At 55.1% G+C, this 24,551-nt stretch carries 23 protein-coding genes; 8 read left to right on the forward strand and 15 right to left on the reverse strand.

Annotated elements, in window-relative coordinates:
• Positions 1–7: 7 nt before the first annotated feature.
• The 3 genes from KO508_RS03375 to hutW are packed head-to-tail and all read right to left on the reverse strand — an operon-like array spanning position 8 to position 2,645.
• Positions 8–682, reverse strand: a complete 675-nt coding sequence (locus KO508_RS03375) for an SDR family oxidoreductase (protein ID WP_216006899.1) — start codon at positions 680–682, stop codon at positions 8–10.
• Positions 676–1,221 carry a heme utilization cystosolic carrier protein HutX gene (gene hutX, locus KO508_RS03380; protein ID WP_216006900.1) on the reverse strand — a complete coding sequence of 182 codons (546 nt, stop codon included), beginning with the start codon at positions 1,219–1,221 and terminating at the stop codon, positions 676–678. The genes KO508_RS03375 and hutX overlap by 7 nt, the downstream gene beginning before the upstream one ends.
• Positions 1,222–1,247: 26 nt before the next feature.
• Complete coding sequence (hutW, locus tag KO508_RS03385) at positions 1,248–2,645, reverse strand: heme anaerobic degradation radical SAM methyltransferase ChuW/HutW (RefSeq protein ID WP_216006901.1); 1,398 nt, start codon at positions 2,643–2,645, stop codon at positions 1,248–1,250.
• 46 nt (positions 2,646–2,691) lie between these two features.
• On the opposite strand from hutW, the gene KO508_RS03390 reads away from it, so the two are divergent.
• Entirely contained in the window at positions 2,692–2,967 is a 276-nt protein-coding gene (locus KO508_RS03390; RefSeq protein ID WP_216006902.1) for a hypothetical protein, read from the forward strand.
• A gap of 183 nt (positions 2,968–3,150) precedes the next feature.
• Positions 3,151–4,473, forward strand: a complete 1,323-nt coding sequence (locus KO508_RS03395; RefSeq protein ID WP_216006903.1) for a DEAD/DEAH box helicase — start codon at positions 3,151–3,153, stop codon at positions 4,471–4,473.
• Positions 4,474–4,581: 108 nt separating this feature from the next.
• On the opposite strand, the gene KO508_RS03400 is transcribed toward KO508_RS03395, so the two are convergent.
• Positions 4,582–5,307 (reverse strand): OmpW/AlkL family protein, encoded by a 726-nt coding sequence (locus tag KO508_RS03400; protein WP_216006904.1) that lies wholly within the window; start codon positions 5,305–5,307, stop codon positions 4,582–4,584.
• Positions 5,308–5,464: 157 nt separating this feature from the next.
• Complete coding sequence (locus KO508_RS03405; protein WP_216006905.1) at positions 5,465–5,935, reverse strand: winged helix-turn-helix transcriptional regulator; 471 nt, start codon at positions 5,933–5,935, stop codon at positions 5,465–5,467.
• A gap of 141 nt (positions 5,936–6,076) precedes the next feature.
• Between KO508_RS03405 and KO508_RS03410 the strand changes: the two genes are divergently transcribed.
• A complete protein-coding gene (locus KO508_RS03410; RefSeq protein ID WP_216006906.1) occupies positions 6,077–7,189 on the forward strand; it encodes an NADH:flavin oxidoreductase in 1,113 nt (370 codons plus the stop codon).
• 96 nt (positions 7,190–7,285) lie between these two features.
• Here the strand turns inward: KO508_RS03410 and pntB are convergent, their stop codons facing one another.
• Positions 7,286–8,680, reverse strand: a complete 1,395-nt coding sequence (pntB, locus tag KO508_RS03415) for a Re/Si-specific NAD(P)(+) transhydrogenase subunit beta (protein ID WP_216006907.1) — start codon at positions 8,678–8,680, stop codon at positions 7,286–7,288.
• Between the two features lie 12 nt (positions 8,681–8,692).
• The gene (locus KO508_RS03420) at positions 8,693–10,270 is read right to left on the reverse strand and encodes a Re/Si-specific NAD(P)(+) transhydrogenase subunit alpha (protein ID WP_216006908.1); all 1,578 of its coding nucleotides are present in this window, start codon (positions 10,268–10,270) and stop codon (positions 8,693–8,695) included.
• 157 nt (positions 10,271–10,427) lie between these two features.
• On the opposite strand from KO508_RS03420, the gene KO508_RS03425 reads away from it, so the two are divergent.
• Together KO508_RS03425 and KO508_RS03430 are read left to right on the forward strand one after the other, a co-directional pair.
• Positions 10,428–11,066, forward strand: a complete 639-nt coding sequence (locus KO508_RS03425; RefSeq protein WP_216006909.1) for a MarC family protein — start codon at positions 10,428–10,430, stop codon at positions 11,064–11,066.
• Positions 11,067–11,075: 9 nt separating this feature from the next.
• Complete coding sequence (locus KO508_RS03430) at positions 11,076–11,639, forward strand: gamma-glutamylcyclotransferase (RefSeq protein WP_216006910.1); 564 nt, start codon at positions 11,076–11,078, stop codon at positions 11,637–11,639.
• A gap of 120 nt (positions 11,640–11,759) precedes the next feature.
• Here the strand turns inward: KO508_RS03430 and KO508_RS03435 are convergent, their stop codons facing one another.
• Positions 11,760–12,677, reverse strand: a complete 918-nt coding sequence (locus KO508_RS03435) for a DMT family transporter (protein WP_216006911.1) — start codon at positions 12,675–12,677, stop codon at positions 11,760–11,762.
• 123 nt (positions 12,678–12,800) lie between these two features.
• On the opposite strand from KO508_RS03435, the gene KO508_RS03440 reads away from it, so the two are divergent.
• Positions 12,801–13,748, forward strand: coding sequence for a LysR family transcriptional regulator (locus KO508_RS03440; RefSeq protein WP_216006912.1), 948 nt, complete (start codon positions 12,801–12,803; stop codon positions 13,746–13,748).
• 22 nt (positions 13,749–13,770) lie between these two features.
• Here the strand turns inward: KO508_RS03440 and KO508_RS03445 are convergent, their stop codons facing one another.
• The 3 genes from KO508_RS03445 to KO508_RS03455 form a co-directional block, all read right to left on the reverse strand.
• Entirely contained in the window at positions 13,771–16,272 is a 2,502-nt protein-coding gene (locus KO508_RS03445) for an acyl-CoA dehydrogenase (RefSeq protein WP_216006913.1), read from the reverse strand.
• A gap of 127 nt (positions 16,273–16,399) precedes the next feature.
• A complete protein-coding gene (locus KO508_RS03450) occupies positions 16,400–17,290 on the reverse strand; it encodes a prenyltransferase (RefSeq protein ID WP_216006914.1) in 891 nt (296 codons plus the stop codon).
• A gap of 11 nt (positions 17,291–17,301) precedes the next feature.
• Positions 17,302–18,189: an AEC family transporter gene (locus tag KO508_RS03455; protein ID WP_216006915.1), complete on the reverse strand. Its 888-nt coding sequence runs from the start codon at positions 18,187–18,189 to the stop codon at positions 17,302–17,304.
• Positions 18,190–18,416: 227 nt separating this feature from the next.
• Here KO508_RS03455 and KO508_RS03460 point away from each other — a divergent pair, with 227 nt between their 5' ends.
• Positions 18,417–19,619 carry a MalY/PatB family protein gene (locus tag KO508_RS03460; protein ID WP_216006916.1) on the forward strand — a complete coding sequence of 401 codons (1,203 nt, stop codon included), beginning with the start codon at positions 18,417–18,419 and terminating at the stop codon, positions 19,617–19,619.
• Here KO508_RS03460 and KO508_RS03465 read toward each other — a convergent pair.
• Genes KO508_RS03465 through KO508_RS03475 form a run of 3 tightly spaced genes read right to left on the reverse strand, consistent with a single transcriptional unit; the run spans position 19,603 to position 22,384 of the window.
• On the reverse strand, positions 19,603–19,947 hold the full coding sequence (locus KO508_RS03465; RefSeq protein ID WP_216006917.1) for a hypothetical protein: 345 nt from the start codon (positions 19,945–19,947) through the stop codon (positions 19,603–19,605). The genes KO508_RS03460 and KO508_RS03465 overlap by 17 nt on opposite strands.
• 28 nt (positions 19,948–19,975) lie before the next feature.
• A complete protein-coding gene (locus tag KO508_RS03470; protein WP_216006918.1) occupies positions 19,976–20,914 on the reverse strand; it encodes a DMT family transporter in 939 nt (312 codons plus the stop codon).
• 45 nt (positions 20,915–20,959) lie between these two features.
• On the reverse strand, positions 20,960–22,384 hold the full coding sequence (locus KO508_RS03475) for a succinylglutamate desuccinylase (protein ID WP_436836604.1): 1,425 nt from the start codon (positions 22,382–22,384) through the stop codon (positions 20,960–20,962).
• A gap of 186 nt (positions 22,385–22,570) precedes the next feature.
• Between KO508_RS03475 and KO508_RS03480 the strand changes: the two genes are divergently transcribed.
• Positions 22,571–22,729, forward strand: a complete 159-nt coding sequence (locus KO508_RS03480) for a YqaE/Pmp3 family membrane protein (protein WP_216006919.1) — start codon at positions 22,571–22,573, stop codon at positions 22,727–22,729.
• Between the two features lie 49 nt (positions 22,730–22,778).
• Here the strand turns inward: KO508_RS03480 and KO508_RS03485 are convergent, their stop codons facing one another.
• The gene (locus KO508_RS03485; protein ID WP_216006920.1) at positions 22,779–24,434 is read right to left on the reverse strand and encodes an MBL fold metallo-hydrolase; all 1,656 of its coding nucleotides are present in this window, start codon (positions 24,432–24,434) and stop codon (positions 22,779–22,781) included.
• Between the last annotated feature and the right edge of the window lie 117 nt (positions 24,435–24,551).

Genomic DNA, 24,551 nt, shown 5'->3' on the forward strand with positions numbered 1-24,551 from the left:
CCGAGGCTCAGGCTGAGAGGCAGGCAGCCACCAGAGCGTTGTCTGATCGTGCCTGATCCTGATCAACCGCAGCGAAGGCCCGGCCTTCAGCTTCCGGGTTGGACAGCACCTCACAAATCAGGGTGGCAACGTCTTCGCGATGGATCATGCCGTGAATCTGTGGATCTTCCGAGAGTATGCCGCGCCCGGTTGCCGGTTCTGATATGAGGCCGCCGGGGCGAATGAAGGTATAGGGCAGGCCGCTGGCACGAATGGCGTTTTCACCTCGGGTCTTGGCATCAACGGCAGCTCCAAAGGCGACAATGGCACGCTCGGAGCGGTAGGGTGCCATTTCTCCGCAGCCAATGGATGTCACCAGAACAATACGTTTGACGTCGGCCTTCTGGGCAATCCGGGCCAGAACCCGGTGAGCGATGTCTTCAACCCATTCACCATCCGGCAGCCGGCCGGAAAGCGTTGATACCACCCGAACGCCTGCGCCTGCTGAGCGCAGAGCAACGCCAAGAGTTTCAGGATCGGTTGCATCGCCAAGTATCTGGTGAACTCCGATGTCTGCCAGTCGGTCGCTCTGTGAGCCAGGGCGCACCAGCGCAGTCACCGGAATCTGCCTGAGGCGCAGCTGCTGCGCCAGTTCCAGTCCAACCCCCCGGGTGGCCCCGAGGACCAATACCGGGTTCAACATGGTGCTGCCTCCGTTGCAGCCGCAGACAGGCGGTTCTTCAGGCTGTGGAAGTGCTTCAACTGGTCCTGCCGCAGGCTCCGGGTTTCGTCACGGCCCACGTACACTTTGAAGGCGCACTTACCCTGACCGTTAAGAAACTGAATCGAGGCGGTATCAACACCCATGAATGGGCGGGTAAGGAAAACAATATCGGTTATCCGATCGGGTTTCAGGTGACCGCTCAGGGGGTGCCCACCTTTCAGATTATAATAGCCATGCCCCAGTGACCCCTCAGGAACCTGACTTTGTACTTCGATAATGGCGTCTTCGGTGTGAACAATGATGTTGAGCAGCCCCCACTCGGCCAGCTCATTCATTACGCCGGTAAAGTGCTCACCTCTGACCCTTGTCCACAGGGCGTTAGGCAGGCACTGAATGACGTCCATCAGGCTTAACTGATGTTCGGCGGCGATGTTCTCAAGAATGCCGTCGCCGCTTTCCGCCAGCCGGGCTTTAAGGGTGGCGATGCTGTCTTGCTTGTCTGATGAGGTGCTGGACATAGAAAACTCCGGTGTGTTGCTGAGTATCAGTTGATAGTGGATTCGCAATCTGAGGCAATGCGGCCCGTCTCAATGGCTCGGGATTGTTGCAGTGGGGCAATCAGCAGTTCGATGGCATGGGCCTGAAGGTTGTTGCCCCAGAAGCGCCCAGCCGTGGTGAGCCAGAGCGTCTCATGGGCATGCACGGCCAGCCCGGCCGCTTGCCACTGCTCGGACAGCCGGGCCCAGGCTGAGGTCGCGCCCGTCAGGTCGGGTAGGGTTGCGTCCAGCTCTCGCCAGGACAGGCGGCCAACTTCGACCCCGGCAATGATTTTCTCCCTGAGCGTTTGCCAGTGGTCTGCCACCATCATGCCGCCCAACGCTTTGTGGTCGTTTCTGGTCTGCTCAAGATAAGCCGCAAGATCGCTCTGGTTGTGATAGCTGAATTGACCAATGCTGCCGCCGGCCCCGGATCCAAAAGCCAGAGTGTCGGCACCCGCCTTGATCATCAGGTTATAGCGGTTGCGTTCCCGGGTGGTTCTGGCCCAGTGACTATTGCTGACCTGATGCCAACCAGCAGCAGAAAGGGTGCGGGTGGCCTGTTGGTAGTAGCTGCCCTGATCTGCAAGGCTGGCCGGAGGGGGCATTTTTCCGGAAGCAACGGCTTTGCCCAGAGGGGTGCCGGGAATCATGCTCAAGCAGTAAACATCCAGGCCGTCCGGCGCCAGTTCCAGACTGGTGTTGAGGTCCTGTTGCCAGATTTCCGGCGTCTGCCCGGGCAACCCATACATAAGGTCGATCACAATGGCCGCTTGCCGCCGCGCAATCAGGCTTTCGATAAATTGGATTGCCTGCTCTCTGTCGGCTTTGCGCCCCTGTGCTTTTCGTACCTCTGTATTGAAGCTCTGGACACCAATGGAGATGCGATTGACGCCAGCTGCCAGAGAGGCCTCTACCTTCTCCTGATCAAAATGCAGAATGCGCCCCTCCAATGTGATTTCACAATCGGATGCCAGAGGCAGGTGGGTTCGCAGCGCTGTAATCAGCCTGACAAGGTCTGGTGTTTCCAGAGCAGTAGGTGTTCCGCCACCGAGATACAGGGCTTCGATAGGCGCGCCACCGACAACAAAGGGGCGCCGGGCATCGCGGATAATTTCCTGAATAACAGCATCAATGTAAGGCGCGGAAGCGCTGCGATGGTAGTGGTTCTTATAGAAACCACAAAACAGGCAATGGTTGGCGCAAAAAGGCACATGCACATAAGCCAGTCTGGGCGTCGTGTCTGGTGCCGCAGCTTCAATGGTGGCCCACTGCCGGCCTACCTCGCTCTCCGGGAAGGGGGTTTTATCCTTCCAGGGCATAAGTGGCACTCGGGCCGAATAAGCTTCGCGGATAGGGTCAAGACTTGGCTGTGGACTGGCTGGTGGCAGTTTGCGTGGCTGCACAAGGTCTCCCTGAAGATCTATGGCACAAATGAGATTTGTAACACTAATGACAATCATTATTAATACCGCTAAAGCGGAATGTCAACTACTTGTTACTGATCCGCATGAGCTGGTTGTTGCCGCCAAAGAGCTTGAGAGAATCCATGCCAGAAGCGTGAAGGAGGCACCGGAAAATGTGCCAGGCCTGCAGTTGCGGGAGATTCATGGCAAACCCGACTATGAGTTATGGCTTCAGGGGATTGCAGCGGACCGGGTGCTGTTTTGTGATAGCGGTTGGCAAACAGATTTGCGTCTGTTACTGTGCGCGGCATCCTGCCTCTAAGGATTCTGCAGTTTCCGGCTTACAGCCGCGTTGCGAACCATCCATACGACCTGTCAGAGGACGTCACCCCGATTACCGGCGAGTGACTGTAGTCGTCTAATATTCCATGAATCTTCATGGCATCTGCCCGCATTCGCCTAAAACGGTGTTCGTGGAGGCAGAACAATCAAGAGTTAATCATATATGAGTTTTTCTTCACTCGGTTTGTCCGAGCAGCTTGTCCGTGCCACCGCCGATCAAGGTTACGATACCCCTTCTCCCATTCAGCTTCAGGCCATTCCGGCCGTGCTTTCTGGCAAGGACGTGATGGCGGCAGCTCAAACGGGTACCGGCAAAACCGCTGGCTTTACCCTGCCGTTACTACAGCGTTTGGCTGAAAAACCGCGCACGGGCAAAGGCCCTCGTGTACTTATTTTGGCACCTACACGAGAGTTGGCTGCACAGGTTCACGATAGCGTTAACCTGTACAGCAAATATGTTCCCACCAAGGCCGCTGTGGTTTTTGGTGGCGTAAAAATCAATCCGCAGATGATGAAACTGCGCAAAGGTCTGGATGTTCTGGTTGCCACCCCTGGCCGCTTGATGGACTTGTATCAGCAGAACGCTGTGAAGTTTAACGAAGTGGAAATTCTGGTACTGGATGAAGCCGACCGCATGCTGGATATGGGCTTTATTCGCGACATCAAGAAAATTCTCGCTCTGTTGCCCGCCAAGCGCCAGAACCTGCTGTTCTCAGCCACCTTCTCCGGTGAGATTCGTGCACTGGCCCAAGGCCTGCTGAATAATCCGGTTCAGATCGACGTAGCGGTTAGAAACACCACCGCTGAAACGGTCAAGCAGTCTGTGTATGCCGTTGATCAGAGCCAGAAGACCGCTCTGTTGAGCAAGTTGGTTCGTGAGAACAGCTGGGAACAAGTGCTGGTATTTACCCGCACCAAACACGGTGCTAACCGCTTGACCCAGAAGCTGGAAAAAGACGGCATCACGGCAGCAGCTATTCACGGCAATAAGTCTCAAGGTGCTCGCACCCGCGCTTTGGCCGATTTCAAACAAGGTCAGGTGCGCGTGTTGGTTGCCACGGATATTGCGGCCCGTGGTTTGGACATCAAACAGCTGCCTCAGGTGGTGAACTTTGAACTGCCTAACGTGCCGGAAGACTACGTGCACCGTATCGGCCGGACTGGTCGAGCAGGCGAGAGTGGACATGCGTTGTCTCTGGTAAGCGCTGATGAGCTCAAAATGCTGGTTGGCATTGAAAAGCTGATCAAGAAGCAGTTGCCGCGCAAGGAAATGGAAGGTTTTGAGCCCAAAAACCATGTGGCCATGAAGCCTAAAGCCAAGGCGGACCCGAGCAAGGCTCGTAACCGAAGTGGTGGTAACGGCCGCCCGGGTGGCAAGCCCCGTAGCTTCGGTGATAAGCCGGGCGGGCGTAGCGGTGGACGCAGCCAGAATGGCAATAATGGCCAGCGTGGTCGCTCTTCGGGACAGCGCCAAAGCCAGAGCTAAAGCGCAAATAAAGCACCGCCCCAAGTGTAGGTGCTTTCATAGTGAATCGTAGAACCAAAAACGGAGCCTAAGCAGCTCCGTTTTTGGTTCTGGTTTGCAGAATCCTGATCAGAATTTGTAAGTAAAGCCGACCATGTAAACCATGGGGTCGATCTCAACTTCAAATGTGTCTGCGTTAGTAACGAAGTTACCTGCGCCATCGTAAACTTTTACGGTAGCGTCAGTGTTGATGTCTGCCCACCAGATCGCTGCGTTCAAACCAAAGTTCTCACTGAGCATATAATCGATACCAGCTTCAAACGCTACGCCAACGCTGTCATCAAGCTCCAGTTCAGTGGTAGCGCCTGCCAGCGGTACCGTTGCAGCTACAGCACCATCTAGTGTGCTGGTGGTCTTGGTTTCAAAAAACGTTGTGTAGTTCACGCCTACGCCCACGAAAGGCTGCAGCGCAGAAGAGCTGTGCATTGGGAAGTATTGCAATGTCAGTGTTGGTGGCAAGTGCTTGGTTTCACCCAGCTTACCTGCGCCGTAAAGATCTCCGGCACCATTGATGTTGTGCTTGAACGGAGTCGCGCCCAACACGCCTACGCCCAGATTGCTGGTAAACATATAGGTGGCACGAATACCGAGTTGGGTGTTCGTATCAACAGAAACCCGTGCGTCAGCTCCAAAAATCGGTGCGCCGCCAACTTTAATCACATCGCTTGAATCATCGGGTGCCACATGAACAGCCCCGGCACGTAGAATGAAATCACCACCCTCGAAAGCTTGGGCTGCGGGCGCAACGGCCATAACGGCGGCTGCTATAACACTGAGTTTGAACGTACGGGACATAAACATCTCCTTAACCTGAATCGTTGTTGTGCTCAGGTTAAAGGCCACGGAGATGGGAAACTTGATATAGCGCAATAATTGCGATTAGGTGATTCGTGTTCCGGCATCAGATTGATGCAACTCAAGAAATAGGTCGGGAGCGTAGTTTTGCGGATTGTCAGGCGGGGTCTTTTTTGCTGCCAAGCATCGGCTCGCCAGATACAAACACATCTCGCACGGTGATTGGCTTGCCTTCGGCATTCTGAACTTGAACCGTTTGAATTGGCTGCCCGGTGTCCCTGTCTCGAAGATCCAAGGGGGCTTCGTCGGGCGCGGGGTTCCACTTATCTCCCCATTGACGCAGCGCAATGACTACCGGGAATAAATCACGACCCTTCTCGGTGAGGCGATACTCAAAACGAGAGCCATGCTCGCCCACATCCACTTTCTTCAGGACGCCGTTTTCCACTAACCGGGCCAAGCGATCGCACAGGATATTTTTTGCGATGCCCAGTTCCTGCTGAAAATCCACAAAGCGCCGGGTGCCGTACATGGCGTGCAGCACAATAAGCAAGGACCACCAGTCTCCCACCTGATTCAGGGCGCGGGCGACGGAGCAGTTGGAATCATCAAAACGTTTTCTAGCCATGCGTTGAAGTGTACAGAATAGGGTTGCATCTTAAAACCAGATTAAATAAAGTTGCGTTAAGAGACCAAATTGACAAGGTAGCTAACTTCTGTCGTCAAGTTATTGCCTTTAACGCCCAAAATTGTCAGGGAGTAGTATCGAATGACCATGAATCTCGGCCCCATGTTTGAACCTTTTGAACTTCACAACCTTACCCTCCGTAACCGCGTAGCCATGGCACCCATGACCCGGAACTTTTCGCCCAAAGGTGTGCCCGGAGAAAATGTCGTGGCCTACTACAGGCGCCGTGCCGAAGCCGGTGTGGGCTTGATCATCACGGAAGGTACAACGGTAAACCACGCTGGTGCTAACGGTTACCCGAATGTCCCCGCGTTTTATGGTGATGAAGCGCTGGCGGGTTGGAAGAATGTAGTAGATGCAGTCCACGCGGCTGGCGGTGCCATCTTCCCGCAGCTTTGGCACGTGGGTGCGGTGCGTAAAGAAGGCACAGAGCCTGATGCTTCGGCTCCCGGTTATAGCCCGTCTGGCCTATTTGCGCCGGGTAAGCCCAATGGCAAGGCTATGAGCAAAGGCGATATCGATGATGTGATCACCGCGTTTGCGGATGCGGCACAGGATGCTAAAGCTCTGGGCTTTGATGGCGTTGAGCTTCACGGCGCCCATGGTTACCTGCTGGATCAGTTTCTTTGGGAAGGCACCAACCAGCGTGAAGACGAATATGGCGGTAGCATGGAAAACCGCCTGCGCTTCGTTGTAGAGATTGTGGCGGCCGTGCGCCATCGCGTGGGGCCTGATTTCCCCATTATGCTGCGCTTTTCACAGTGGAAACAGCAAGATTACGACGCAAAACTGGTGAACAGTCCAGAAGAGCTGGAGCAATTCCTCAAACCCCTCGTTGACGCGGGTGTGGATATTTTCCACGCTTCAACGCGTCGGTTCTGGGAACCTGAATTTGAAGGCTCTAGCCTCAACTTGGCAGGTTGGACGCAGAAGTTATCCGGCAAGCCCACCATGTCGGTTGGCAGCGTTGGCTTAACGGAAGACTTTATTAGCGGCACTATGGCCAGTAAACAAGAGTCGGTTGAGCAGTCTGGTATCGACGAGCTGGTAGAGCGCATGAACAACCACGAGTTCGAACTGATTGCTGTGGGCCGTGCGTTGCTGCAAGACCCGGAATGGCTCATCAAAGTGAAGGAAGGGCGACTTGGCGAGGTAGATGACTTTGCCCGTAAGTCTCTTACCAAGCTGTACTGAGCTTAGGCAGGCATGCCCTCGTGATTGCAATACACTCCCATCGCTTGATCAAGCGATGGGAGTGTTTTTATGGAAGTCTCACATAGACTCTAAGGCTTAGTCCCGTAACCCGCTCACTAACTTGTCGATACTGTCTTTGGCATCACCGAACAGCATGCGAGAGTTGTCCTTAAAGAACAGCGGGTTTTCCACCCCGGAATAGCCTGTAGCCATGCCCCGTTTAAGAATGACTACTTGCCGAGCTTTCCACACTTCAAGCACCGGCATGCCCGCGATGGGACTGCCCGGATCTTCCGCCGCTGCCGGGTTTACCGTGTCGTTGGCGCCGATAACCAATACCACGTCGGTTGACGGGAAATCCTCGTTGATCTCGTCCATTTCCAGCACTATGTCGTAAGGCACATGGGCCTCTGCCAGTAACACGTTCATGTGCCCGGGCAGGCGACCGGCAACCGGGTGAATGCCAAAGCGCACATTCACGCCGCGCTCCCGCAGCAGCTTGGTCATATCGCTCACACCGCTCTGGGCCTGAGCCACCGCCATGCCGTAGCCGGGCACAATAATGACGGAATCGGCATTACGCAGCTCCTCACATACCTCGTCTGCACTGGTTTCCAAAGCAGTTTGTTCCGGCCCTGAAGCGGCAGAACTGCTGCTGGTCTGACCAAACCCGCCGAGGATAACGCTGATAAACGAGCGGTTCATGGCCTTGCACATGATGTAACTGAGAATAGCGCCGCTGCTGCCCACCAATGCACCGGTCACGATCAGCAGGTCGTTGCCTAGCATAAAGCCGATAGACGCTGCAGCCCAACCGGAATAGCTGTTGAGCATGGACACCACCACCGGCATGTCGGCACCGCCAATGGCCATGATCAGATGCATGCCCAGCACGGAAGCAATGACAGTCATCAGCACCAGAGCAAGTATACCCAGCGCCATGCTCTGTGTACTCAGGAACCAGCAACCCAGTACCACCGATACGGCAATAGCCGCCAGATTCATCAGATGTCGGCCGGGCAAGGTAAGCGCCTTGCTGTCGATACGACCGTCCAATTTGCCGCAGGCCACCAGCGAGCCGGTGAAGGTAACGGCACCGATAAAGATACCCACAAACACTTCCACCAGTTTGATGGCGTGCTCGGCGCCCGTGCTTTGAATCAGAGGATCTAGATAGCCGGTGAAACCCACTAATACAGCGGCCAGACCTACAAAACTGTGCAGCAGGGCTACCAATTGCGGCATCTGGGTCATTTCGACTTTGTTGGCGATGACAATACCGATACTGGCACCCGCCAGCACGGCAATCACGATAGCGACAACTCCGCTGTTACTCACGCTGGCCATGGTAGCCACGAGTGCAATCAGAATTCCGGCAACACCATAAAGGTTGCCCCGGCGCGCGGATTCCTGATGGCTCAAACCTCCAAGGCTGAGAATAAACAATACACTGGCGACCACGTAGGCCACACTGACGAGTCCTGTACTCATGGCGGTGACCCCTTATTTGCGGAACATTTTGAGCATGCGATGGGTGACCCGGAAGCCGCCCCCTACGTTGATGCTGGCAATCAGCACCGCCACAAAGGCCATAATCCCGACCGCGGCGTTATCTGCCTGAGCCAGATGCAGAATGGCGCCAATCACGATAATGCCGCTGATGGCGTTGGTGACACTCATCAAAGGGGTATGCAGGGAGGCGGTTACGTTCCACACAACCTGCCAGCCAATAAAGCAGGCCAGCACAAACACAGTAAAGTGACGCAGGAAGCTCTCCGGCGCATGAGCGCCCACGCCATACAGCGCAGCAAGGGTGACAGCCAGCACGGCGCCTTTGCCAATCAGGCTACGGCGCTGGGACTCTTTGTGCGCTGCCGCTTTCTGCTCTGCAGAGGGCTCTTCTGTGCCGGGCGCTGGCTTAGGGCTGGTTGGTGTCTGTGGTTGCGGTGGAGGCCAGGTTACATCCTTGTCCAGCACTACGGTGAGGCCACGAATCACATCGTCTTCCATGTTCACTTGTGGCTTGCCGTCTTTATCCGGTGTCAGTTCGGTAAGTAGGTGAAACAGGTTGGTAGCGTATAGATCACTGGCCACCTTGGCCATGCGGCTGGGCAGATCTGTATAGCCGATCAGCGTCACATCATGTTGCTCAACGATTTTCCCGGGTTCTGTGAGTTCGCAGTTGCCGCCGCGCTCTGAGGCCAGATCCACAATCACACTGCCGGGTTTCATGGATTTCACCATGTCCGCCGTTATCAGTTTCGGTGCGGGCTTACCGGGAATCAGAGCGGTGGTGATGATGATATCCACCTCTTTGGCCTGCTCTGCAAAAAGCGCCATTTCCGCCTTAATGAACTCATCGCTCATCTGCTTGGCGTAACCGCCGGTGCCGCTGCCTTCCTCCTCGCCAAAATCCAGCTGCAGAAATTCGGCACCCATGCTTTCAATCTGTTCCTTCACTTCCAGTCGGGTATCGAAGGCCCGGACGATAGCTCCCAAACTGTTGGCTGCACCTACCGCCGCAAGCCCCGCTACACCGGCCCCGATCACCATCACCTTGGCTGGCGGTACCTTGCCCGCTGCGGTCATCTGGCCGGTGAAAAAGCGCCCGAAGTGATTGGCCGCTTCCACCACCGCACGATACCCGGCAATGTTGGCCATGGCGCTCAACGCATCCATTTTCTGCGCACGGCTAATCCGGGGCAGGCTGTCGATGGCAAACGTGGTGATGTTGCGGGCTGCAAGTTTGTTAAGCAGCTCGGAGTTTTGAGCTGGCCAGATGTAACTGACCAGAAAGGCGCCTTCCTTCATAACGTCGGCTTCGTGCTTGCCCAGTGCCGGATTCTTCATGGGCGCACGAACTTTAAGAATAAAATCAGCCTCGCTCCACAAGGAACGGGTGTCTACAGCGATTGTTGCACCAACAGCTTCATAGGCTTCATCGCGGTAATGCGCCGCTTCGCCTGCTCCGGCTTCAACGGTAACGTCGTATCCGAGGTTGATCAATTTGTGTACCGAGGGCGGCGTTGCTGCCACCCGCCGTTCGTCGCTAAATATCTCTTTTGGAATGCCAATCTTCATGATGCAAACGCCCTGTGTTTGAACCGATGAAATGAAGGAGAGCTACACTCAGCCTAGTGCAAATTCGGGACTTTGCTTGCTATAGGTTCTGTTGCGTACGGAAGACGTTGCGGATAGGCGTTATGCTTTGCCTCTTTTTCTGGACCGGATATTTTTGATGATTGAAATGTTTTTCAGTACCTATGTCAGCAGCACAATCCGCTTCCTGTTTTTGCTGGCGCCCTTCTTTGCCGTCTCTATGTTTATTGCGTTGACCCGCGGGCTGCCTGCGGCTGAAAAAGCCTCGATTATCCGCCGGGCCTGTATCGCGGCATCTGTTATGGGCGTAATCTTGTTCTTTGGTGGGCCGGTGCTGTTCAGTGCTATTGGCATTACCCTGAACTCTTTCCGCATTGGTGCCGGTACGCTACTGTTTCTTACTGCCATCAGTCTGGTCACCAGCGGCACCCGCAATCACGCCACCGGTTTGCCGGAAGAAGAGCGCGATGACATAGCGGTTGTACCCTTGGCCGTTCCAGTGATGATCGGCCCCGCCACCATCGGTGCTATTCTGGTATACGGCGCTGAGCTCAAGAGTGCCCCGGAAGTTGCTGGCGGGCTGCTGGGCCTGCTTTCCGGTCTGCTGATTCTGGGTGTGTTGCTGTACTTGTCCGGCTATCTGGAAAAGGCCTTGGGCAAAACCGGCCTCAACATTCTCTCCAAAATCAGCGGTCTGGTTCTCTCAGCCATGGCTGCTGAAATTGTACTGACCGGCATCACAGGCTTTATCGCCAGCTCGGGATTAATGGGAGCATAAGGGGGCTCAATGTCCGCTGACACCACGGAACACAATCGCAACCGACAGGATTTCTCCGGTATCGATTCGATCTGGTTGTTTGGTTATGGTTCTCTCATCTATAAAGTCGACTTCCCATATTTGGAAAAGCGCCCTGCGTCCATCGAGGGCTGGGCCCGCCGGTTCTGGCAAGGCTCTCACGATCACCGAGGCACACCTGAAGCGCCGGGGCGCGTGGTGACTCTGATCGAGCAACCGGGTGCCAAGTGCAAAGGCATGGCGTTTCGGGTATCACCAAGTGTGTTCGAACATTTGGATGTGCGGGAAAAGAACGGCTATTTGCGATTTACCACAACTTTGATGTTCGATAACGGCAGCCATGGTGAAGGGCTGGTTTATATCGCCACGGAAGACAACGAAGCCTTTCTTGGCCATGCGCCGGATGAAGATATAGCGCGGCAGATTGCTTCTGCGGTTGGGCCCAGTGGTCCAAACTCCGAATACCTGCTAAGGCTTGCTGAATCGTTGCGCGCACTGGGTGATGAGTGCACCCACACATTCTCAATTGAAGCCTGCCTAAAAGCAGACTCATAAACCGGGTACGCAATGCCAAACAAGCAGTAGGGGGAGAAACGCCTCCCGAAACTGTGCGGAGCCAAGCGTACACGGACGTATTCACAGCGTGTTTCGGGAGGCGTTTCTCCCCCTACTGCGTCAGGCCTCCACCGAAGCGACTCGAGACTCTTCCCGGGTAGCAGGATTAAAGCCTCTGGGAGGTGATTTGCGACGCTGGTTCAGGCCGATCATCACCAATGGCACAATAACCATCAAACTGCCCACCAGAAACCACCAATCCGGCACTTCGTTAAACCAGATCCAGCCAATACCTACCGCCCAAATTAGCCCTGTGTACTCGGCGCTGGTTACCTGATTCGCGTCTACCTGCCGGTAAGCCAGCAAAACCGTGATGTTGTAGCCCAGAATAAAAAACGCAGAAGCGGCAGCGGTAACCAGAATTTCCGGGTGCCAGATAGCACCCTGCTGCCACTCCCACACCGCCAGCAGTCCAGACATCGGAATCACCAACAGGTAATTGAGAAACAACTTATGCACGGTAGTCTGGCCCTTGGGCAACTTGCGTACCATCACTGCGTTGATGGCCAGCGTAATCGCCGACCCCAGTGCAGCCACAGCCGCCCAATTGAATTCTACTGGGCGCAGGATAACGATGATGCCCGCAAAGCCGCTAAATACCGCAAGCACACTCAAAGGCGACAGCGATTCCCGGAAGATAGCCACCGAAAACACCATCACCAGAATCGGCGCTGCGTAAAACACCGCGTTGGCTGTGGCCAGAGGCAAGTTGCTCAGAGCGACGATCATGCACAGCAGGCCGACCAGATGAACGTGTGCTCTTATGGCGTGAACTTTAATGCCGCCAAACAAGTTGGTGCGGTCGATCTTGCGGGCCAAAGGCAGCAGGAATAAGAGGGTAATCAGGCAACGTAAAAACGCGAACTGAAGAATGGGCGCGCCCGGTTCCATCAGTTTGATAAATACGTCCGATATCAGCGCCATGGCATTGCCAAGCACAAGCAAAAGAATAGCGCTGTTAACCGTTTTGCCTGACATCTTCTTTTTCCTGATTGTTGGGAGTGACTAAAGCGCGCACGTAGGAAGTGGCAGTCTTAGTCTAGGTGCGTTTTAATATCCGATAAAATGATGTTTATTAGTAAGGTATTAGGAAATTAGATAATGAAGCTGCCACCTCTGAAAGCCTTGCCGGTGTTTGAAGCCGTTGCCCGCCTCAATAGTTTTTCCTTGGCTGCTCAAGAACTGGCGGTAAGCCAGAGTGCGGTTAGCCATCAGATCAAGCAGCTGGAAACCTACTTGGGTGAGCAGCTGTTCTGGCGTAGTGGGCGCACCCTGATGATGACTGACGAAGGTCGTCAGTATCTGGATGCCGTTGGTACGGCTTTGCTGCAGATAGAGCGCGCCAGTGAACAACTTTTAGGGCGCGAGGAGTCTCAGCTGAGGCTTGCTTTGTTCAGTTCCTTTGCGGTGCGCTGGCTGGTGCCACGGCTGCCGGATTTGCAGCGTTTGCATCCGCAGGTGGAGTTGGCTTTGGAAATGACCAGCCAAAATCCTGTGCTGTCCGATAGAGTGGCGGACTGTTTTATTACCATCCACCGAAATTCGCCAGCCTACAGTTATGAGCTTTTGTATGTGGAGCGGCTTTTCCCGGTGTGTAGTCAAGACTATTGGCAACGTATCCGCAGGGAGTTGGGGCGGGAAACGGATGTTACCGGGCGCGATGAGCCAGCCATGACGCCCGCCGAGGTAGCGCGCTTCCCTCTGTTATCCACCCACAGCATCTATGATAAAGCCGCTGGAGACTGGGAGGCCTGGTATCAAGCTTCGGGAGAGCCCTTGCCTTCCGGCAGTCGCGTTCAGCATTTCAGCCACATGCTGCTGGCTCTGGAAGCGGCGCGTTATCATCAGGGCGTTGCCCTAACCAACGACTACATGTTGAGCACCCGCAAAGACTCTGAAGAGTTTGTGCGCTTGCCATGCCATTCCGTCGTCACCGGCGACAACTTCTATTTTGCCTGGAAAACCAGCCGTAGACAGGAGCGCGGCATTCAGATACTGCGCCGTTGGCTGGTTGATGAAGCGATTAAGGGAGGGTTGCGCGGGGCTTGAGATAGCCCCGCGCACTATAGCGCTACTCTTTGGCGGGTCTTTCAACCACTTTGCGTTTGCCTTTGGCGCATCGAGACAGCGCCTTCAGGCCCTCTTCGTCAAAGGCATCTACCCGGATAACGTCATACAAAGCCGTTAGTGCTTCTTCAAGTTTTTCGCACTCATCGGCTTTCACAACGCCTTCGGCGCAAGCCCAGTCCACCAGTTCTTTACGCTGGTGGCCCATCAACAATGCGATACCGTCCAGATCGTCTTCATCGCGATTGCGGATGGCGTCGTGCAGGCGGCTACGCATGTCGGCGGTTTCGTTTGCCAGTTTGTAGGCATTCAAAACCCGGCCAAGAGAGTCGTCCGGGTCCATGGTGGTGTAGGCTCCTCGGCTGATGCGTTGGCGTAGTGGGGTGTCCTTAACAATACTGGCGGCTACGCGAGTGCCCAGCGTGTCATCTGGCCCGTTAAGGCCTGTGGCACCCAACGGGAACACCAACAGGCGCAGGGGCCAGCGCAGAGCCGGTATCGGGAAGTTGATAATCGCTTCGCGCATGGAGTCTTGCAGGTCGCGCAAGCAGGACTGCAGACACCATTCCACCAGCGGGCGCTGATCATCCGGGTAGCCTTCCTCATGCCACTGTTTAATAACCGCAGACGCGTAATACAGTTGTACGAGGCTGTCTGCCATTCGCCCAGAGAGGCGCTGTTTGGCTTTAAGGCCTCCGCCTACGGAGAGTAGAGTGACATCGGTCATCAGCGCAAATGCGGCTGAAAATCGCGCCAGCTGGCGGTAAGACGACTTGATATTGCCCTGTGCGGGAACCGATTCAAGTAAACCACCGGTAAGACCTAGAACTAGAGCCCGCAGTGCATTTCGCGTCGTGTGGGCCAGATGTCGGTAAAAGATACCGTCGAATTTTTTGGCGGCCTGGTCTTCGTCTTCCATGCCAGCGGCGGCAATTTCTTCAACTATAAACGGATGACAGCGAATGGCACCCTGACCGAACACCATCAGGCTGCGGGTCAGAATGTTTGCACCCTCCACCGTAATACCGATGGGTACCGCATTGTAGGCGCGGGCCATAAAGTTGCGGGGGCCGGTAATGACGCCACGGCCTGCGACTACGTCCATGGCGTGGTTGATGACTATGCGCATTAGATCGGTATTGCGGTACTTCAGAAGTGCCGAGGGTACGGCTGGCCGAACGCCTCGGTCTAGCATGCCGGAGGTGAGCAAGCGGGCTGCATCCATCATGTAGGTGTAGCCTGCGATCGGTTCCAGAGCTTCCTGAACACCCTCAAATTGACTGATGGAGCGACCGAACTGCTCGCGGGTATAGGCGTAGGATCCGGTTGCCAGACTGGCAACCTTACCAGCACCGGTACCCAAAGCAGGCAGAGAAATGGAGCGGCCAATGGACAGGCACTCCAGCAGCATGGTCCAGCCTTTGCCGAGCATGTCCTGACCACCGATAACCTGATCCATGGGGATAAACACCTCGGTGCCCCAGGTGGGTCCGTTCATGAATACGGTATTCATCGGAAGGTGGCGAGCCCCTGCGTGTACGCCTTCCGTATCACGAGGAACCAGAACGCAGGTTACGCCTATGTCGGCATTATTGCCCAGCAGGCTCTCGGGGTCGTAAACCTTGATAGCGAGGCCAACCAGGGTAGCGACCGGAGCTAAGGTGATGTAGCGCTTGTTCCAGGTGACTTTCAAGCCCAAGACTTCTTTGCCGTTCCACTGGCCTTTGCACACGATGCCTTTATCGGGAATGGCACCCGCATCAGAGCCCGCAATCGGCGAAGTCAGGGCAAAGCAGGGAATTTCTTCACCGCCCGCCAAGCGGGGCAGATAGTGTTTTTTCTGCTCATCGGTACCGTAGTGCATCAACAACTCGCCCGGGCCGAGGGAGTTGGGGACCATGACGGTAACGGCCGCAGACACACTGCGGGTAGAAATCTTCATCACGATTTCCGAGTGGGCGGTGTTGGAGAAGCCCATACCGCCGTCTTCTTTCGGAATCACCAAGCCGAAAAAGCCGTTTTCACGGATAAACTTCCAGACTTTTTCCGGCAGGTCGTAGTGTTCGTGGGTGATTTTCCAGTCGTCCAGCATCGCGCAGAGTTTTTCTACCGGGCCATCGAGAAACGCCTGCTCTTCGCTTGTTAGGTTCGCAGGTTTGGCATTCAGAAGTTTCGACCACTCTGGTCTACCGGAAAACAGCTCGCCATCCCAGTCTACAGAGCCGGATTTCAAGGCTTCTTCTTCTGTGGAGGAAAGCTTCGGAAGGCGGCTGCGAACCCAGCTCAGCAGGGGACGGCTGAATTTGTCCAGACGCAGTTCGCTAGGAATAACCAGAATCAGAGCCAAGGCTAAGAAAAGACCGCCAAACAGAACACTGGCAATGTGCCATTCATCCTGAAATACGCCAATCAGGGTTGCGATGGACATCACCACAGCGGCGGTGGTGCCGCCAATTCCTACATAAATCAGAATCAGGGCACTAATGAGCAGTAAAAGTACACTCATGGGCAGACCTCCGTATCGTGAATGAAATCAGAGAATGTCAGTAATAACCTTCTGCTAAAGCTCTCTCACATGCAAGGACAATACATGGGTGTCCGCTTGTTGTTTCACTCATTGTTCGAGGTCGGGATTACAGGCTCAGTCCAACAATTAGCAGCGCCAACGTGGCCAGTAAAATGGCGACGTTGGTGCCTAGTAACACATTAAGTGCATCTGGCTGATCAATGGCTCCCGGCAGTTTCAAGACAAGCCAGAGGGCGAAGGGTGCTGTTGCCAGAGACAGTATAGACGCCAATGGTAACCAGCCGGTGATTATGCCTGTTACCAGAACAGCGTAGCCGGAAATAAACATGGCAGACACCAGGCGGGCGGCGGCGCGGGTGCCTAGCGTGATGACCAAGTGACGGCGACCGATTTTACGATCCGCTTCCGCATCCGGTATCTGGTTGATCAGTAGCAGTTCACTCACCAGTATGAGGCTGATAACAGAGACGGTGAGCGCAGTGGCATCAAGCCTGGCGCCGAGTGCTACCAGTGTGCCCAGAACCATTACCGGGCCGAAGCCGATGCCGGGAGCAAACAGGCACAGCAGGGGAGAGCGGGTAATCCATCGCGTGTAGGTGAGTATCAGCACCACGCCCGCTGCGCCCAGCACCAGCATGGGCAAACCCCTTTGCCAGAGGAAATACAGGCCGATCAGGATAACAAGAGCCAGAGTGCCAATAGCGGCCGCTAGCACCCTCTTTGCAGCGCCGGGGACCTCCGGAAGAGCCCCGCTACCGCCGGAAAAAGGTGTGCGGGTGGTGATCAGGTCGAGCCCGGATGTAAAATCCTCGTATTCATTAAATAGGTTCACCGCTGCATGAGCCAACAAGGCACCAATAAAGACTAATACTGTATCCAGCAGTGCCGGTGGCTCACCCTGTTGCCAAGCCACCGCGACTCCCAGCCCGACACACAGGGGCGCAAGAACCAGAAAATTGGGGCGGGAGGCGCGAACAACGGCGACGGCTTCAGACATTCACTTTTTCCTCAGATGTATCCGGCAGCAAAAACCAACCCAAGTACAATTGGCATGACAACCAGACTGCCCAGATTACTCAATAATACCAGTGATGCGACTTTGTGCGGTTCCTGCTGGTATTGCTCCGCAACCATATAGTTGAGAACCGCCGGTGGAAGGGCGGCAAATACCCAGAGCGCGGCAACCTGAAGGCCGGGCAGATCCAGCAGATAGATCATGGGCCACGCCAGCACCAAGCCACTGAGTGGGCAGGCAATAGCGCCGAGCATGCCCAGCTTCCAGTCGCTGAAGTCTATGTCCAGCATCCTTACGCCCAGAGTGAACAACATAAGAGGAATGCAGACTTCACCAAGCATGTTCAGAGACTCAAGCAGCCAGCCCGGTAGAGGCACACCCCCAAAGTTTACGGCCAGCCCGGCGATGCTGGCAAACACAATGGGGAGCCTCAGGCGCTGTATTATGGACGTGTGAGGGTCCAGCATGTACAGGCCCACGGAAAAGTGCAGCAGCATTTCCACGATAAACAAAACGATGGCCGCGGGCAGGGCGGCCTCGCCAAAGGCGAGAACCAAAAGCGGAATGCCCATGTTGCCCGAGTTGTTGAACATCATGGGTGGGAGAAAGGTTTTCAGGTTCAGGTTGAGAACCCGGGCCAGCGGATACAGAACAATCCCGGAGCCCAGAACAACAACCGTTGCGGCCAGCGCAAGCCCAGCGTATTCCTGCAGCGGGGCGTGCTGATCTGCCAGCACACTGAATACCAGCATGGGAACAAAAAGTTCCATGTTCAGAACGTTCAGACCCTGAATGTCTGGTGTACGGAACCGTCCGTAAAGGGCGCCACATCCGGCGATGAGAAACACCGGTAACAGTGTGGACAGGATTTGACCGATCATTAAAAGCTCCAGCAGGCGCCGGGGAAGAGGCTTGGCGCGGGTAAACCGTTAGGTTCGCAAGTATTTGGGTGATTCGGCAAGTAATATTACATTCCATAAGACCAAAGCAAAATGTCAGTGCTCTGAGGAAGCCTGGCGACTATACGGAGCCGGTTGCGAACATGGCGGTGCCCACCCAGAATACTGAACAGTGTTTCCCGATTGTCGGCCGATAGTGGAGTCCGCCTGTGAAAGAATTGTTTGATCTGCCCCTTGACCGTGAAAATACCTGCTCAGTTAAGTTTGATGCCCGCAAAGCAGTGTTCGGGCGTGAGGATGTGATTCCTGTCTGGGTAGCAGATATGGATTTTGCTGCACCAGAGGCTGTCACCCGGGCACTTGCAGAGCGCGCTGCGCACCCGGTCTACGGCTATACGCTGTTTCCCGAAAGTCTGTACCAGTCAATAATTGACTGGTTTAGGGAGCGTCATGGCTGGGAAATTCAGCGGGATTGGATACTGATGGCACCTGGCGTTGTACCCTCCCTGCACGCTGCCTGCATGGCCTATGCGGCGCCAGGCGAAGGCGTGATTGTGCAACCGCCGGTGTATCCACCGTTTTTCAGCTCTGTTCGGCTCAGCGGTCGGGAGGTTATTGAAAACCCACTGATTCACGATCATGAGACCGGTCAATACCGGATGGACCTGGAGCACCTGGAAGTCTGCGCCGCACGCCCTGATGCCCGGCTTCTGATGTTGTGCTCACCGCACAACCCGGTAGGACGTATCTGGTCGGAACAGGAGCTCACAGCAGTGCTGGCTATCGCTCGCCGGCATGAATTGACGGTGATTTCCGACGAAATTCACTGCGACCTTACCTTCACCGACAAGCCCCGGCACCGGATGTTGGCCGCTCTCGCGGGTCCAGACGATGCCCTAGTAACCGCGGTTGCTCCGAGCAAGAGCTTCAATATGCCCGGGTTGGGGTTGTCTGCTCTGGTCATCCCGGAGCGGGATCGGCGTAATGCCATGAAAGCAGTGTTTGATTCCATGCATTTGCAGCAGTGCAACCCGTTCAGTGTTGCGGGGTTTGAAGCCGGCTACCGGTACGGGGCACCCTGGCTGGATGATTTGATGGCGTATTTACAGCAGAACCGCGATTTTGTGCTGCAAACAGTCAACGCACGCTTGCCTGGAATTCAGACCCAGGCACCGGAAGGAACCTATTTGATGTGGCTCGATTGCCGGAGTCTGGGGATGAATGATGTCGCCCTGAAACGGTTTTTCGTGGAAGACGTCGGAGTAGGCATGAACCCCGGTATTTCATTTGGTGAACAGGGCAGTGGTTTTATGCGGCTCAACATCGGCTGCCCGAAGGCGGTGTTGATCGATGTGTTACAGCGTATCGAAGCGGCACTATCTGGCAACCGCCCGGCTACTGATCAACCATAAAACAGTGGTCGTCAACGAGTTCCCAGCGTGAAGGCTCGTTCTTCCCGGGCATGTCGCCGCTGGTGGTTTCGATCGCCCTCCACACCTTGCCGCCGTGGAAGGACATTGCACCTTCTTCATAAGTCTCGGCCCAAAGCCACTGTTCCGGACGCTCGCAAAGGCCAGAGTTTTCACCGGGTGTGCTGGTTGTGGCCGAGTCTGGTGTTTCAGCCTGCGTGGTCGCCTTGCTCTGGGCGTTCGCGACAGAACCGAGTGCTGAAATCATCAGCACCAGAAGCAGGGACCCCAGTGTGTGATGAATGGGTCTGAGCGTGAGCTTCTTAAGCATGGTGGGCTCCTTGTGAATTTAGAGTTTATCAGGACAATTTGCTGTAGTCCGGCACCTTTTGGCCTGCTCGGGTGGCCAGTAATAGTCCGGCTAGGATGAACGCGCCGCCAATTATATGGAAGAGCCCCAACGACTCTCCAAGGAAAATACTGGCCAGAATTGAAGCAAAAACCGGTGTCAGGTAAATGAAAATGGCTGCCCGGGACGGCCCTATACTGTGCACGGCGTAATTCCAGAAGCCGTAGGCGAGAATCCCCGGGAAGATTGCGAAGTAGGCAAGTGGCAGAGCGGTTTGTCGGGTCAACTCAAAGCCACCAGAGAAAAACAGTAGGTCGCCCAGATAAAACGGAAGGATAACCAGGGTGCCAAGCAGAATCTGAGTGCTGAGGAAGGTAAACCCGGGCAGAGGAACCGCCTGACGCCTGAGTAACACGGAAAACAGACCCCAGCTGAACACGGCGGCGACCATTATCAGATCGCCCGGTTGTGACTTCAGGCCGGTGAGAACCGATAGGTCCCCTCGTGCTACCACCGTGAGAATGCCAAATATTGCGAGCACGATTCCCAGTACCTGAATCGGTCGGGTGCGATCACCCAGAATAATCCATGCCAGCAGCGAAACGAAAATCGGAATGGTGGCGTTGATCAGGGCAATGTTGGTCGCTGTGGTGGTGACAGCAGCAACGTATAACAGTGAGTTGAAAGCACCGACGCTGAATGTGGCGAGTACTACCATGGAACCCAGATGCTGGCGGATCAATGCCCGGTGTCGCCAGATACCGGGCAGAGCAAAGGGCAGCAAAATAGCGAGTGCTATGACCCAGCGCCAGAAAGCCATGGAAATGGGCGGTATGCTGTCGACGGTGCCCCGGGCAACAACGGCATTGCCAGCCCAGAACAAAGGGGTCAGAACCAGACCTGCGTAGGTTAGAGTCGCAGATTTAGCTGGACTGTTTTCTGAAGGCACGTCAACTCCTGTCGGTCATTCGCGAAAGCGTACAACGATAGGATACTATTCTCCTGACACTTTTGCCTTGGTACCAATGTGGTAGGCCGCAAAACCCGCCATAACCACCTGATCAACGGCCATGCCGATAATGCGCCCATCACTGCTGGAGGCAATGGGGTGTTGGGCATTGGTGATCGGGTCTGCGATATAGCCAAGAATCTCACCTTCGGAAACCTTAGCGCCCAGTTCAACCTTGCTGAACAGAATGCCGCCGTGGTTTGCCCTTACCCAGGCCGAATCGTAGTACACCGGTTCCGGATCACCCCATACAAACATTCGCGAAATCATTTTCTGTTTTTCCATCAGGCTTGCCAGGCTGTTTACCCCGGCATCAATCTGATGCTCCTGAATGCGGTGGGATTCGCCAGCCTCCAAAGTGACGGCACGAATGCCGGCATTCACCGCTGCGGTGCGGAGCATCCCGGGGGATCCAGTGCTGTGCACAACGGCCATTCGATCAAAGCCCCGGGTAAATTCGGCAACCGCGGGGTTGTTCATATCGGCACGAAGCTGGGGTAGGTTGGTGCGCTTCAGTGAGCCGGTGTGGATATCCACCAGCATGTCACAGTATTGAATAACCTTCTCGAACAGGGAGTTGGCAATCCGGTCTGCCAGGCTGCCATTCTTGCTGCCCGGGAAATGTCGGTTCAGATCACGGCGATCCGGCAGATAACGGCTACCTTGCTGGAAACCGGGCAGGTTTACGATGGGAATACCCACCACGGCGCCGCTCAGTGTTTCCGGATCAAGGTCGTACATGGTCTGGCGAATAATTTCGATGCCGTTCAGTTCGTCACCGTGAATGGTGCTTGTCAGACACAGAGTCGGGCCGGCATTGGCGCCATTAACAACCAATACAGGCGTGGGCTGCGATAGGCCGGCAATCTGAATACCTGCTGACCAGCCCAAGCGAGTCGATGTGCCCGGCAGTACTTCGCTTCCAAGCAGAGCCAGGTTTTTGGCGCGCTCTGGCTCTTTATCCTCTGGTTCGGGTGTTGTTAGTTCTTGAGGCTCGGGTACAGCAGCAGGATCACCATCTTCCTGTGCTTTGCTGACATCAGATTCTTCAGTGTCAGGTTCGTCCTGAGCATCCGGAACCGGGGGAGGCTCTGGAGTTGGTACCGGTGCAACGTCTTTCAGGTCAATATTGGGCGCTACCTTTTTAGCTTTTTCTCTAGGTTTGGCCACCGTTTTTTTGACGGGAGAATGTTCCTTGGGGGTTGGTGATTTACGGGCTTCCTGCAGTGGATCTGAGCGCTCTACATCTTCAACGCTTTCGTCTTCCGCCAGTTCGGCCAGCATCACCTGTGTGGGTTGCTTCTTGCTACCGCTGTCGGAGGGCTCTGCCAGCGTTACGGAAGGCAGCGCCAGCAGGAGCGTACACAAAGTGATTGAAAGGGCGGTCAGCGCTTGCGGCCTGTAAAACAAAACGATTCCTCACAGGTAATTTACGAGGGCCCAAGAATAAAGGCCAGCCGGTGGTCATGGATATGGCAATAACAAAGGTTTAATGCCATTTTCATGATGTAGCCATTAATAATGCGGCTATGGGTAGTATGGTTGCGGAGTGTATTCGAACCTTACCCGTTATATCCGACTCAAGGAGTTAACTGTATGGACTTTTTGCGAATTATTATTGCGATTCTGTTACCGCCGCTGGGCGTGTTCTTGCAAGTGGGCATTGGGAAACACTTTTGGATCAACATCTTGCTGACTATTTTTGGCTACATTCCCGGCATAGTGCATGCGGTATACATAATCGCTAAAAAATAGCCATTGTTGCCACTGGCAGAGGCGTTGGGCATTTGCCAGTGGCTATGGCTCAGGTGGTGGGCGTTGCGCGCCAGACACCGTCTGTGTGCAAGGCTCGGCCATCGGCCTCTAGCTTCAGCAGGTGCGCCAAAGCGGAGCGGGCTGCAAGTCCGTGAATGGCGGTGGGCACATCGCCGTAAGCCTTGCTAGTGAGGTCTTTTAGATTTACGGGCGAAAGTTGTTCGAGCGCACGCGCGATCTTGTGTTCTCTGGCCAAGCGATGGGTGATTAGGTAGTCGATGATGGCTTCTGGCTGGCCCATCAAAAAGCCGTGCGCCGGAGCAATGAAGCGGATCGGCTCTGCCAGTAGATCATAAAGTGATTCCAGATAAGCTTTCATGTCGCCGTCGGGTGGGTTTATAACCACCGTTGAGCCCTGCATAATGTGATCCCCTGAAAACAAAAGCTCTTGATCCCTTAACAGAAAACATAGGTGGTTAGAGGCATGCCCCGGCGTGTGCAGCGCTTTGAGTGAGCCTGCATCGGTCTCGATAATATTGCCATGTTCAGGCTGTTCATCCGGCGCGAATGCCTGATCTTGCGAGGCACCTGCTGGTGCCTGCCGGCCGTACACTCGGCAGCCGGTTTTTTCTTTTAAGGCCCGGGTACCGGGGGAGTGGTCCAAATGCGTGTGGGTAACCACCACTGCATCAATTTTGCCACCCGTCACCTCCAGAATCTGTTCGATGTGCCCTTCATGGTTTGGGCCGGGATCCAGCACGGTAAAGCGCTCGTGGCCCAGAATATAGGTGTTGGTGCCGGGGCCGGTCATCATCCCGGGATTGGGTGCCGTAAGGCGGATCACGCCCGCGGCAATTTCAATAGGCTCACTGGAAACAACCTCCGCTTTTGTGGTGCCTTCGCCTTCCGGATCTAGCTTAACGGCCTCATCGTAGGCGGGCGAATCCGGTTCCAAAAATACCGGCTTGCCACGACGAATCGCTGGCCACGGGTCGCTCGGGTAGGCCTCTGGCGGATTGGCCCAGGCGTAGCGCATCAGGGTTTCCACAGAATCGAAATCGCGCAGGACCCGCAGTGTTCTGATGGTGGGCAGCGTCATCAAGCGCTTACCAGCCCGGTGTTCCTCCAGCGCCTGCGTTGGGCTGAGCCATACGTGGTCTATGGTTTCCTCGCCGTCATGACTCACAACTTGGTTCTCGGGCGCTTCGGTTACAAAGAACCGTGTGTCAAAGCGCCGGGGAGGACCAGGCGGGGTAACCCAGTGGCTAAGATAGGCTAGCCTGTCTAGTGGAATGGTTAGTTCGTGGCGCTGGCATAACTCCGCTAGCGAGAGTTCGCCTTTGAACACTGCTGTGCGATCGTCATGGACCGCATGATCTCGGGTTATTATGTGCCTATGCGCATCCACCGCGAGCAGCACGCCGGCCTCTTCAAAGCATTCCCGAACGGCAGCCAACATATAATCCGCTCCGCCCTCGCTCAGGCTCATGGTATGGCTGATCTCGGTATCTTCTAGCCCTTCCGCGTGTTCGCGCCCATGAGATTCTTTCTGGTCTACCGCGCCACCGGGAAAAACGTAGTAGCCGGGTAAAAAAACGGCTTCCCAAGTGCGTTGCAGTAGTAATATCTCAATGCCACTGGGAGTATCCCTCACCAATGCCAGAGTGGCTGCAGGGCGAATATCCGTAGAGCTTTTATTGTTCAAAACCGTAACCTCCGCTTGCCTTTACATCCAACGCATTACCGAACCTAACGCACAAAGGCTAGGTTTAGCGCTAAAAGACCCACAACGAAGATAACCGATTTTTGCGTCAAGATCTTG

The organism is Marinobacter salexigens (assembly GCF_018860765.1).
Taxonomy (GTDB): Bacteria; Pseudomonadota; Gammaproteobacteria; order Pseudomonadales; family Oleiphilaceae; genus Marinobacter; species Marinobacter salexigens_A.